The sequence below is a fragment of the Bacillus sp. K2I17 genome (assembly GCF_002209985.1).
Classification (GTDB): domain Bacteria; phylum Bacillota; class Bacilli; order Bacillales; family Bacillaceae_G; genus Bacillus_A; species Bacillus_A wiedmannii.
Genome location: NZ_NJGF01000022.1, coordinates 25,195 through 37,379, shown reverse-complemented (window position 1 = coordinate 37,379; position 12,185 = coordinate 25,195). Strand labels below are relative to the sequence as shown.

Here is a 12,185-nt window from a genome sequence, read left to right as displayed (position 1 = left end):
AAACTATTTTATGTTTTCTGATTTTTTGAGTGAGGTTAAAACCACTCCATCGGGTAATATAATATCATTTATTTTAATAAATCCATGTTTTTTATATAAAGACAGAGCAGGTGTATTTTCTTTCCCTGTTTGTACAATATATGTTTGTGAAGGGGAGAACATGTCAAATACATAAAGTAGTAGTTTTGTGGCGATTCCTTTATGAAAATGATCGGGGGATACTACTAAACGATGAATATCAACTTCCTCTTCATCCATTTTAAAAGAAATAAACCCAGCAAGTGTATCTTCATAAAAATAGCCGTAAAAAATTTCATCACATAATTGAATATCGGTTACAGTATCATAAAGACGAGGAATAGCCGTACTATTTATATATTTTTCTTCAATTTCATAAGCGGGTATTTGAATGTTTAAAATAGAAGTAGCGGTGTTGTGAGAAGTTGTTACTAATTTTTGAATCATAGGGTAAAACCTCCTTATAGACTTTATTTTCATAGATTTGACAAGATTTTTCTTTATTGGATATAATAATTATAATAGTTACATAACAATTTAGTATGAAAAAGAAATACACCATAATAGAAATGGAGGGCTAAAGATGGGATGGATTATCACATTAATAGTTGGTGCTATTATAGGTGCAATTGCAGGTTCTATAACGGGTAAAAATTTTCCGGGTGGTATGTTTGGAAATATTATCGCAGGTTTGTTAGGTGCTTCATTAGGTGGTAGACTATTTGGAGCTTTTGGGCCATCATTTGGTGGGATTCATGTCGTGCCAGCATTATTAGGTGCAATCGTATTAATTCTTATTGTATCATTTGTAGTGAAAGCTGCAAGAAAATAAAGATATAGATCATGATGAAAAGCCCTGAATAAGGGCTTTTCATCATTCGAAGAGGTGGTTTCATTGGAGAAATTAAATATTAGAAAAAGAGATAAGTTGAAAAAGTTTTTTAGAGAACAAAATTATTTAGCGGTGTTACTCGGCTTTGCGTTATTGTTTATTAACATATTACTGCTAACGAAAATTTCTTTTGTTTTTACTCCGTTTATCGTCTTTTTAAAAACAATTTTCTTCCCCGTATTATTAGCGGGAGTGCTATTTTATATTTTGCATCCATTCGTTTCGCTTTTAGAAAAGAAAGGTGTTTCAAGAATCGTATCAATCGCTTCTATATATATAATAGTACTAGGATTATTTGTATTTTTAGTTGTAACAGTAATCCCGATTATTAAAGATCAAATTGATGCATTAATAGATAACTTACCGTATTTCGGTCATGAAATTGAACGAGCAGCACGTAGATTCGGGGAAAGTAATTTACTAGGCAAAATTCAAGAGAATTTAAATATTGATGTAGCGAGTATGGTAAAAGACTACACAGTTGATTTTACGAAGTCGCTATCATCAGTAACTGGAAATGTAACTGGATTTTTAAGTACTGTTACAGAGGTCGTTTTAACGTTTGTAATGGTTCCGTTTATATTGTTCTATCTTTTAAAAGATGGTGAACAATTACCGAACCACTTTTTAAAGTTTATTTCAGAGCAAAGACAACCAGCAGCGATGAGAATACTAGATGATATGCATTATGCGATTAGCTCGTATATTAGAGGACAAATTATCGTTAGCTTGTTTATCGGTATTATGCTATTAATCGGTTACCTTATTATTGGTATTAAATATGCGGTATTACTCGCTATTTTAGCAATGATTGTAAATATCGTTCCGTACGTAGGACCAATCATTGCAATTACACCAGCATTAATTATCGCATTTATTGACTCGCCAGCAATGGTGTTAAAAGTAATTATTGTAATGATGGTCGTACAATTAGCAGAAGGTAAATTTATTTCTCCGCAAGTTATGGGAAAAAAGCTAGACATTCACCCAATTACTATCATTTTTATTATTTTAACTGCCGGAAATTTATTTGGAATTATGGGGATTATTTTAGCAATTCCAGGATATGCGATATTAAAAGTGTTAGTAACGCATAGTTATAGATTTGTTAAGTTGAATACGTAAAAAAAGAGCTAAAACAGATAAAACTGTTTTAGCCCTTTTTTTATTTATACTCTTGTTGAAGTAAACAAATAAACCTTATGCGTAGGCTTTTAATTCAATGATAGGTAGATTGCTTTCCTTTAGTTTGTAATCAAAAATTAAATCGTCCATGCGAAAATTAGCATCTACTTCAAGAGAAATGAAGGTACCCCCGATTTCTACTTGATTTCCGTTCTCATTTTCAAAAGTGAGCGCACCGTCAAATGTTTCTATGTACTCATCGCAGGTGTATAAATATATTGCGATAGGTGTGAAATGTATAATTACCCCTAAAGTATCATCGTGACTATTATCATCGTTCTTAAATACATCAATCTTAAACGTATCATTCTTTTTAGTAAACCAACCCATGACATCACCTCGTTTTTGTATTACAAATTAATTCTATATATATTGATTATATATCGTTCGGAATAAATTGGTAATAACTATTGTTAAAACTTAATAAAAATAGAAAATTCGGTTTTGAGAGAACGAGAAATGTGATAAACTGTAAAAAAATAACGAAAAGCAATGAAAGAGAAGAGTACATATTCAAAACTTTGCAGAGAGCTGATATGTGGTGGAAATCAGTAAGGGATGAATATGGAATGGGCTCCGGAGCTTCTAGCTGAAATGAGTAGGCAAAGACGGTTACTTCACGTTACGAAGTTGAAGTGAGCTATGAATGATAGCTAATGAAGGTGGTACCGCGGGAGTCTCTCGTCCTTTTTATAGGATGAGGGGCTCTTTTTATTTTAAGGAAGGAGGAGTTAGGGTGAGCGAAAAAATAATGTTAACAGGAATTAAGCCGACAGGTTATCCTCATTTAGGAAATTATATTGGTGCGATTAAACCTGCATTACAAATGTCAAAGAAGAATGAAGGAAAAGCATTGTATTTTATAGCGGATTATCATGCGTTAAATGCTGTTCATGATCCAAGTCAGTTTAGTAGTTATACGAAAGAGGTAGCAGCTACTTGGTTATCACTTGGACTTGGAGAAGATGTTATTTTCTACCGACAAACAGAAGTGCCGGAGATTCTAGAATTAGCTTGGATATTAGCTTGCCTAACTCCGAAAGGGATTATGAACCGTGCCCATGCGTATAAAGCGAAGGTGGAGCAAAATAAAGAATTGGGTTTAGAGGTAGATGCAGGCGTGAATATGGGATTATATACGTATCCGATTTTAATGGCAGCTGACATCTTACTACTTCAAGCTACTCATGTGCCGGTAGGGAAAGACCAAATTCAGCATATTGAAATCGCGCGTGATATTGCGACGTATTTTAATCATACATTTGGTATGACATTTACGCTTCCGGAGTATGTCATACAAGAAGAAGGTGCCATTTTACGTGGTCTTGATGGAAGGAAGATGAGTAAAAGTTATGGAAATGTGATCCCATTATTTACAGAGCAAGAAAAACTACGAAAATTAATATTTAAAATTAAAACAGACTCCTCACTTCCGAATGAACCGAAAGAACTAGAAACGTTATTTATGATATATAAAGAATTTGCGACAGAAGATGAAATACAGTCGATGCGCGAAAAGTATGAAACTGGAATCGGATGGGGCGATGTGAAAAAAGAGTTGTTTCGCGTTGTAGACCGTGAATTAGCTGGACCTCGTGAAAAGTACGCTCTGTATATGAATGAGCCAAGTTTATTATATGAAGCGTTAGAAAAAGGTGCTGAGCGGGCGCGTACTATTGCGAAGGTAAATTTAGCAGAAATTAAAAAACGGATTGGGTTTGAGAGGGAACGCTGAGCGTTCCCTTGTTTTTTTATAAAAAAATCGAACGAAATTTAAATTTGTTACCAATATAGAGTGAGGGAGGGATAGAAATGGTTACAATTCTCCAATTAAAAATGTTGCTAGTTCAAATAGGAACAGAAATTGTACCACCTAGTAATTTAAAAGAAAAAATTTTAATTCAAGTTAATCTGATGGAGGAAGTAACATTTAATCATGTTGAGGTGAATAAAGATGAGTGAAATTGTGTTAGCAGTTCAAGGTTTAAGTAAGACTTATGAGAGTGTAGATACAAATGTTAGAGCTTTACAAAATGTATCTTTGGAGTTAAATAAAGGAGAACTCCTTGCTGTAATGGGAACGAGTGGGTCTGGGAAGAGTACATTGCTTAACATACTTGGTGCTTTAGACAAACCTGATGAGGGAGTCGTATATGTAAATGGTGAAGTCCCTAAAAATATGTTTGTTGAACCATATGCAACGGAGTACAGGCGGGATAACATAGGATTTATATTTCAGTCATTTCATTTATTAAAGGATTTATCTGTAGAAGAAAATATTGCGTTACCCCTCATATTATCAACTGATTCAGAAGAGGAGATACGAGAAAAAACAAATAAAATATTAGATGTTCTTGGTTTAGTAAATTGGAGAAATCATCGACCAGTTCAGCTTTCTGGGGGACAACAACAGCGTGTTGCAATTGGTAGGGCATTAATAACATCTCCTCCAATTGTTCTTGCAGATGAACCTACTGGAAATTTAGATTTCAATACGTCTAATGATATTTTACGAGTACTAGTCGATATGAAACAAAAATTTAATCAAAGTATGATTCTTGTTACTCATGATCCTCACATTGCTACGTATGCAGATCGGGTTCTCTTCTTTCATAATGGAGAAGTTGTTGATGATTATACGTGTTCTCATGGAGTAAATGATATGAATATTATTTTAGATAAATTTAAAAAATTAATGGAGAAATCAAAATGATAAAATCAGTACGAGGATTAGGTTTACGCTTTTTTAAGATGAATAAATTTACTGCTATTTCCTCTATAGTTAGCGTTATGTTGGCTGTTTTTCTAATTGTTACGATGATTGTATTTTCGAGTCATGCCAAACAGTCTGTTATAAATGAAGTTAAAAATTTATATGGAGATATGGATTTATCTGTTGGATATAACCCTGATCAAAATAAATTGATGGATAAATCTTTAATACAAAATATTAAGGAACAAGGAAATATTGAATACATGTCAAAAGTATTGGTAAATCATTTTCAAGTGAATAAATTGAATACAACTATTTATACAGTAGGTGTTCAAAATGATTCGTTATCTAAAAGTCGATATCACTTCTCTAAAAATCTATCAAATGAAGAAGTAACATTAAATGATGGATTAGCGGAAACTTTACAAGTAAAAGTTGGGGAAAAGGTTGAAATAGAAAATAAATTCTATGTAGTAAAAGAAATTTTACCCGATATAGAAGCTGGAGGTTCAGCTCCAGACATACTCGTTTTATCGGAAGGTGCGGTGAAACAGCACGTATATGAAAAAACGGGTAAACACAATGAGGCTACTTATGTGTTGATAAAAGCAAAAGAGAATGCAGATGTACTAGCATTGTCTAGTCAAATTCATAAAATAGACAAAGAATTAAGAATCGATATTGCGGAGGAAGACGAGTTTTTAAAAAGTAACTTAGTGTCATTGCATATTTTTATAGTTATTGTATCTGTATTAATACTTATTATTACATCGTTATTATTAATGTCTAATTTTGAAGTGTTTTTATATAAATATAAAAGTCAATTTGCTATTATGCGATCAATGGGAGCAACAACGAAACAAATGTTTAAAGTTATATTTATTCAATGTAGTGTAATTAATTTCTTTGGTGGAATATTTGGTTTGTTACTAGCTGTAATAAGTAACCGTTTTTTACAAAGTTGGCTAGAGCATGTATTTGCTTTTCAAATTAATACAATGAGTTTCGACTATGAAATAGCAATTGTAACAATGATTTGTAGTATCTTTTTTATTGAATTGTTTATGTTATATCCTTCATACAGAAGTTCGAAAATATTGCCAGTAAAGCTTATGCGCGAAAATGAGAAATCCGACTTTTCTAATAAAAAAACACGCAGTATGATGGGGAAATTCCTTTTAATTAGTAGCATATTTTTAACTGTTTTAGGTGGATTTGTAGCAAATACGGGAGATACGCAGGCGATAGTGATATTAATAGGGTCTATATTTCTTGTTTTAGGGGTGTATATATTATTTCCTATTTATCTTTCTTCGATATTAATAGCATGTCTACCTATAATGAAAAAAATATTTGGAAGGAATACATTTGTTGCTATTAAAAATGTAATTCCGCAAGTAAGGAAAAATACATTTGTTATCTTAATGATAAGTACAATGATGGTGATAGTTGTCTTCGGATCCACTATATTTAAAACGATGCAAAAAAATAATGAAAGATATTTAAAACGAGAATTTCCAACACATATTGTTGTAGAAAATCGTTTGAATAATGATTCAACAATTTCCTCACCTCATATACAAAATATATTTAAAGAAATAAGTAGTGTAAAAGGAGCTAGTACAATTAGTACGAACTCACTTGCAGAATTAAAGCAAGGTGAAAAATATATTACTTTTGACTATAATTTAGGTGATTTGAAAGAAATGGAAAAGCAAGGATTACTGCCAGAAGTACCTGCGAATTTGGAGAATAGTATAATTATTACCGAAGAGTTAGCAGAGCGGTATAAACTTCATGTAGGTGATATCGTTCAATTGGGTCTATTTTCAGAACAGGAACAAAAAGTTAGACCGACTAGTAAGGTGGAAATTGGGTTAATTGTTAATGAGCTACCGAATTCTCCTGCGGTACTTATGGATTGGAGTAATGTAACATATAAACAAGATTATACAGTTTTTGAGCGTGCATTTATTAGTTCAAATAATGAGAGAGAGACGTTGGAGCAATTAAAGGAATTAAAAGGTCAATATCCACAATTAAAAATAAGTAGTTATACCCAATCGTTAAAACAATCTAATTTAATGTTTCAGCAAAGATGGTCCATCTTCATTGTTGTTATTATAGTAATTTTGTTAAGTGTAACATTAGGGGTATGTAATACACTTATAAATAATATTCAATCTAAAAGAAAAGAGTTTGCCATTTTACGAGCAATAATAGTTAAGAAAAAGGGGATTGTACAAGTTATTTTGACGCAAGTTAAATTATATGTACTTATTGGAATAGTGCTAGGCGTTGTGATAGGAACATTATTAACCTATATGGTAAGTATAATAGATCGTACACCTTTATTTTTTAATTTCAAACTTATCGTAACGGTAATAGCGGGGATGTTTGGAATAGTCCTTATTATTTTTCTACCTTTTGCTAATAGAATAGGAAAAAGGGATATTGTACAAGAGTTAAATAAGGATAATAAATAAAAATATAGTCAAGGTGAATCTCATCTTGACTATATTAATAGTTCAATTCGAATTCTGAAAGTCAGTAACAATCCTCTCAATAACAGAAGGAAGATTACTAGGTAACTCATCTAGCGGAAAGAAGCGCAGTTCTTTCGATTCCGTTTGGTCGCATACAAGTTCGCCATTGAATTCGCGGCAAATATAAACAACGAGTACACCGTGTACTTGATTGCCGTTTGGATAGATTTGAAAGAAATCTGGTCCTGAGTATGTACGGAATAGTTCTGGATTTTTAATAATAAGTCCAGTTTCCTCATACACTTCTCGCTTTAAAGCGTATTCTAACGTTTCGTTATATTCTAAGGCGCCGCCAATAATGCCCCAGCGGTTAAAATCTGTACGTAGCTGCAGTAATATTTCATTTTTCTCATTTAATATAATGGCGTGTGAACCTATTAAAATAAGTGGATGATTTCCTACTAAATTTCTCATGTCTTCAATATAACCCATGTTATTTCTCCTTGCTTTTAATAATAGTTAGGAAGTTCTTTTAACATTCTTTCTGTTTTACGTGCTGTATAGGCTAAGTTATGATCATCTTTCGTTCTGAAAAATAATGTGCGTAAAAAGGTTTTAATGTTGGCACATAATATACAATACTCATTAAGCGAAAGGCGTTTTCTAATTTGAGGAAGCCTTTTTATTTTTTTATAAATAATTGAAATTAACTCATCTTGCGGAAAATCATGATATAGCATCGATAGTAACGGTGTAACAATCCGTTCATCTTCATTATTATGAAAAAGGTCAGATGGAATGAAGATTTTATTCAATAAACAATGAATTAATTCTTCATACCACTCAAAAGTCGTATAGGAATTGTGAACAATTTCAGTAAAGGCATCAGATACGTGGGCAAGACAATGAGCCCATCCTTTATTTTCAATATAGCCTCGGAAATCTGTTTCTAAGTTTGTGTATGTAATGAGTTTGTTTTTTATTTCTTCGATATCCTCTTCTGTAAAAAAGTAGTGCGAGTTAGCGAATTGGAGTATTAACGCAAGTAACGAAACAGTGTAAGAACGTGTGAAAACCCCATCTGTATGCGGGGAGTAAATGTCACAATATAAATACTCATCACTTAAACAAGTTTGTAAAAGTAATTTCAGCTGATCATCCATAAGGAATTCATGATGAATGAAATGTGCAAAACATTTATATATAAGTTGGTAACGAACGTAACTATCAGTCGTTCCGATATACTGAAGCATGTTGAGTGTTAACTCATTTATATCTATATGTTGCAGTTGCGTATAGTCATTTTGTTGTATAAGCTCTAACTGTTGTTGTAACGTTGTAATATCCAATGGAGAACCTCCTCCGCACTTTAAAGATGCGATGTTTTCTAGTATTCTATATATTCAAGGACAATCCTGCTCATGCAAGGAGAACAAGTAGAAATTCGAGTATGACATAGATGAGGGAAGTATATGATGACTATAGAACAGTTAGAAAAACATTTTAAAATAAGAAGAAATGCTTCTTCTATTATGATAAAAGAAAATAATGCAGAGCTTTTTACAGAAGAGCAATTAGAAGAAATAGTGCAGTATTGCGTTGCTGAGGCTGAAAAAGAGGGAATAGAAAACTTACATTTTGAAATTTCTTCAAAAAGCCCAAATTATGATGTATATAAGAAATCTTTCGAAACGTATTCATTTGAATATGCTACTGAAAACATGATTGTATTTAAGGATATATATGAAGTAGAAGGTGTCGAAAGTGAAATTGATTTTAAGCTTATTGAAGAGATAGGCGAAGACGCTTTTTATTCATTGTGGAATGAAGTGACGGGAGAACAAATCGATTATGATCACTTTGTAAATATGATGCTACAAGAAATTGGTGAGCAATGGAAAGAGCATTGTTTAACAGCGAGTGTCGATGAAGAGCCGGTAGGAATTGTAATCCCGCATATTGAGAGTGGTACGTTAGAAGAAGGAAAACTAATGTATTTCGCAGTTGCTCCAAATATGCGAAATAAAGGGTATGAAGCAGCGTTCTTTACAGGGGCAATGTTTGTCTTAAAAGAAATAGGCGCATCTTATTATATTGGCGAGACAAATGTACAAAATGAGTGGATGAAGGATGTCTTTGAAAAGAATGGATGTCAGTTGTTAAGTTGTACTGAGCGATATGTGAGAAGGTTTTAGGAGGGGGAAAAGGTTCTTGAACTTGTTTAACGGGAATCCGTGTACAAATTTTGAACAAGTAAAAGAACTTCTAGCCTGTTTGTAAGATAAAAAGAAAAATGAGAACGACAAAATAGATATTCCTATAATACAATAGAGAAAGATTCGATTATACGAGAAAGTGTTGGTGAAAGAATGGAGCAGCAAAGAAATTGGTTACAAGCAACTGTAGAAAGAAATGAAGACAATACGTTATATATAAAGTGGGAAAATAATATAGAAGAAGTTCGCATTTACTGGAGTACTTCACCAGAGCATATTGAAGAAACGGGAGAATTACTTGCAACGGTAAATGGAGAATCATCATGTACAGTTCAAAACCCGAGTGAAACTGAACGTCCATATTTTAGACTAGTAGGAAGTAATGGACAAGCAGTGACAGTAGCTGAGCGTAGATTGCCATTACAAGGCGCGTTTAACTTCCGTGATATGGGAGGATATGAAACGACTGAAGGCCGTAAAGTAAAATGGGGCAAGTTGTACCGTTCTGAAGAATTAGCAGGACTAACAGAGTGGGATATCGACTATTTACAAAAGTCTGGCTTAAAATTAATTTGTGACTACCGTACAGATTTTGAAGTGAAGCATAAGCCGAATCCAGAGATTACGGGTGCTCGTCAAGTGTGCTTACCAGTTATGCAAGACTTGGCAAAAGACTTGAACATAAATGAATTTTTCCAAGTTGGTGACCTTTCTATGTTAGGGAAACCAGGCGAGTATCTTGTGAAAATGAATCAAGATTTCGTAAGTGGTAATGAAGCATTCGTGAGCTTCTTAAACTTAGCACAAAACCCAGAAAACTTACCGTTAGTAAACCACTGTACAGCTGGAAAAGACCGTACTGGATTCGGATCAGCACTATTATTACTTTTACTAGGTGTACCGGAAAAAACAGTAATGGAAGACTATTTACTAAGTAACGGCTTCCGTGAAAAATTAAATGAAAAAATGATGGCTTTTTTAGGTGCAAAAATTCAAAACGATGAAAGTAGAGCGATATTAGGTGCAATGTTTGAAGCGCGCGCTGAATATTTACAAGCTGCGATTGATGAAGTGAAAAAGCAATACGGTTCATTTGAAGCGTATGCTGAAAAAGCACTTGGCTTTACGAAAGAGTCGTTAGAAGACATGAAAGTGTTATTGCTAGAGGATAAATAATGAGGAGGGAGGCTAATTGGATTAGCCTCCTGTTTCTATTATGAAATTTTTCGTTGTCTTATTATTCCTATGACAATTGGAATAACTGTCCCAATTAACAATATCGGTAAAAATAATTTTCCGAAACCGCCGCTCCAATCTAAAGCTATTGAAATTGTTTCAAATTGGATGAAAGCAAAAATAAGTAAACAGACATTTTTTAATTGATTAAGCATTTTTCTGCTATTTAAATAAAACAGCGGAGCATTCGATTCATTAAGTCTTTGTGGGTAGTTATGAACTTCTGGAAACTTTTCTAAAGTTTGCATTAAAAGGAGTATGAATGCCCCAATTCCTGGTAGAAGCAAAAGTTGCCACTTTGATCCCCAGCGATCTACAGCCCCATATGCGTTATAATGTGTGGGTACTTCCTCGGGTAATCTTCCCCAAATGATAATCAAAAAAATGATTGATCCAAAGAATAATGAATATCCAATGATATCTCCAACCCATTCACTTTTTGTTTTTGGGATTTGTATTTTAGGTCTTCCCCATGAATTTACTATGTCTTTCCGCCCCTTTCTATTCCAGTATTCCCTTTTTTAAAAATGGATTCATTATCCAAATTATCTCAAATTTATAGTATTTTCACAATTAATTATTTTTGAATAACATGATTCGTGTGTCTGAAACAACTTTAAGATTGCTGTACAGCTATTATTCGTAAAGGGAAAAAGTTCGACTTAAGAGACGATTAATGAGAAAATACAAGTTGTAAATAACGTACTAGTTGAGGAGAGCATAATGAAATACAAAGTTATATTATTCGACGTAGATGATACATTATTAGATTTTCCTGAGACGGAAAGAAACGCATTACATAACGCGTTTGTACAGTTTGGCATGCCTACAGGATATGATGATTATCTTGCAAGTTATAAAGAGATTAGTAATGGATTATGGAGAGATTTAGAAAATAAAATGATTACACTAAGTGAATTAGCGGTAGATCGATTTAGACAATTATTTGCACTGCATAATATAGAAGTAGATGCGCAGCAATTTAGTGATGTATACCTTGAAAACTTAGGGAAAGAAGTACATCTTATAGAAGGTGCAGTACAATTATGTGAGAAACTACAAGATTGCAAGTTAGGTATTATTACGAATGGATATACGAAGGTGCAACAATCGAGAATTGGAAATTCGCCTTTATGTAACTTCTTTGATCATATTATTATTTCAGAAGAGGTTGGTCATCAAAAACCAGCGCGTGAGATTTTTGATTATGCATTTGAGAAGTTTGGGATTACTGATAAATCAAGTGTACTAATGGTCGGAGATTCGCTAACTTCTGATATGAAAGGCGGAGAAGATTACGGCATTGATACGTGTTGGTATAATCCAAGTTTGAAAGAAAATAAGACAGATGTTAAGCCGACTTATGAAGTGGAGAGCCTGCTACAAATTTTAGAAATTGTGGAAGTGGCGGAAGAAAAGGTAGTTTCATTTTAATCGTG

The 12,185-nt window shown here is 33.2% G+C and carries 14 protein-coding genes and 1 other annotated feature; of the genes, 9 read left to right on the top strand and 5 right to left on the bottom strand.

Annotated elements, in window-relative coordinates; all coding sequences use genetic code 11:
- Positions 1-3: 3 nt before the first annotated feature.
- Positions 4-465 (bottom strand): GNAT family N-acetyltransferase, encoded by a 462-nt coding sequence (locus CER22_RS21525; protein ID WP_088609536.1) that lies wholly within the window; start codon positions 463-465, stop codon positions 4-6.
- Between the two features lie 136 nt (positions 466-601).
- Between CER22_RS21525 and CER22_RS21520 the strand changes: the two genes are divergently transcribed.
- Together CER22_RS21520 and CER22_RS21515 are read left to right on the top strand one after the other, a co-directional pair.
- Positions 602-850: a GlsB/YeaQ/YmgE family stress response membrane protein gene (locus CER22_RS21520; protein ID WP_088609535.1), complete on the top strand. Its 249-nt coding sequence runs from the start codon at positions 602-604 to the stop codon at positions 848-850.
- Between the two features lie 63 nt (positions 851-913).
- Complete coding sequence (locus tag CER22_RS21515; RefSeq protein ID WP_048546503.1) at positions 914-2,035, top strand: AI-2E family transporter; 1,122 nt, start codon at positions 914-916, stop codon at positions 2,033-2,035.
- Between the two features lie 75 nt (positions 2,036-2,110).
- Here CER22_RS21515 and CER22_RS21510 read toward each other — a convergent pair whose 3' ends face one another.
- On the bottom strand, positions 2,111-2,425 hold the full coding sequence (locus CER22_RS21510) for a hypothetical protein (RefSeq protein WP_088064057.1): 315 nt from the start codon (positions 2,423-2,425) through the stop codon (positions 2,111-2,113).
- Positions 2,426-2,578: 153 nt separating this feature from the next.
- Positions 2,579-2,787 (top strand) — a binding site (T-box leader).
- A 5-nt stretch (positions 2,788-2,792) separates the two neighbouring features.
- Here CER22_RS21510 and CER22_RS21505 point away from each other — a divergent pair.
- The 4 genes from CER22_RS21505 to CER22_RS21490 all read left to right on the top strand — a co-directional run bounded on the left by CER22_RS21505 (position 2,793) and on the right by CER22_RS21490 (position 7,294).
- Entirely contained in the window at positions 2,793-3,830 is a 1,038-nt protein-coding gene (locus CER22_RS21505; RefSeq protein ID WP_142293529.1) for a tryptophan--tRNA ligase, read from the top strand.
- Between the two features lie 77 nt (positions 3,831-3,907).
- Entirely contained in the window at positions 3,908-4,057 is a 150-nt protein-coding gene (locus tag CER22_RS33155; protein WP_087984140.1) for a hypothetical protein, read from the top strand.
- Positions 4,050-4,808, top strand: coding sequence for an ABC transporter ATP-binding protein (locus CER22_RS21495; protein WP_088064055.1), 759 nt, complete (start codon positions 4,050-4,052; stop codon positions 4,806-4,808). Before CER22_RS33155 ends, CER22_RS21495 begins: the two co-directional genes overlap by 8 nt.
- Positions 4,805-7,294 carry an FtsX-like permease family protein gene (locus tag CER22_RS21490; RefSeq protein ID WP_088609533.1) on the top strand — a complete coding sequence of 830 codons (2,490 nt, stop codon included), beginning with the start codon at positions 4,805-4,807 and terminating at the stop codon, positions 7,292-7,294. Before CER22_RS21495 ends, CER22_RS21490 begins: the two co-directional genes overlap by 4 nt.
- A 42-nt stretch (positions 7,295-7,336) precedes the next feature.
- Here CER22_RS21490 and CER22_RS21485 read toward each other — a convergent pair whose 3' ends face one another.
- Positions 7,337-7,786: an NUDIX hydrolase gene (locus tag CER22_RS21485; RefSeq protein WP_088609532.1), complete on the bottom strand. Its 450-nt coding sequence runs from the start codon at positions 7,784-7,786 to the stop codon at positions 7,337-7,339.
- Between the two features lie 17 nt (positions 7,787-7,803).
- Positions 7,804-8,643, bottom strand: coding sequence for a DUF2785 domain-containing protein (locus CER22_RS21480; RefSeq protein ID WP_088081922.1), 840 nt, complete (start codon positions 8,641-8,643; stop codon positions 7,804-7,806).
- Positions 8,644-8,766: 123 nt separating this feature from the next.
- On the opposite strand from CER22_RS21480, the gene CER22_RS21475 reads away from it, so the two are divergent.
- Together CER22_RS21475 and CER22_RS21470 are read left to right on the top strand one after the other, a co-directional pair.
- Positions 8,767-9,489, top strand: a complete 723-nt coding sequence (locus tag CER22_RS21475) for a GNAT family N-acetyltransferase (protein ID WP_088609531.1) — start codon at positions 8,767-8,769, stop codon at positions 9,487-9,489.
- A gap of 174 nt (positions 9,490-9,663) precedes the next feature.
- A complete protein-coding gene (locus CER22_RS21470) occupies positions 9,664-10,686 on the top strand; it encodes a tyrosine-protein phosphatase (RefSeq protein ID WP_088609530.1) in 1,023 nt (340 codons plus the stop codon).
- A 38-nt stretch (positions 10,687-10,724) separates the two neighbouring features.
- Here the strand turns inward: CER22_RS21470 and CER22_RS21465 are convergent, their stop codons facing one another.
- Positions 10,725-11,198 carry a DUF1648 domain-containing protein gene (locus tag CER22_RS21465; RefSeq protein WP_306298741.1) on the bottom strand — a complete coding sequence of 158 codons (474 nt, stop codon included), beginning with the start codon at positions 11,196-11,198 and terminating at the stop codon, positions 10,725-10,727.
- Between the two features lie 271 nt (positions 11,199-11,469).
- Here CER22_RS21465 and CER22_RS21460 point away from each other — a divergent pair, with 271 nt between their 5' ends.
- On the top strand, positions 11,470-12,180 hold the full coding sequence (locus tag CER22_RS21460) for a YjjG family noncanonical pyrimidine nucleotidase (RefSeq protein ID WP_088064048.1): 711 nt from the start codon (positions 11,470-11,472) through the stop codon (positions 12,178-12,180).
- Positions 12,181-12,185: the final 5 nt, after the last annotated feature.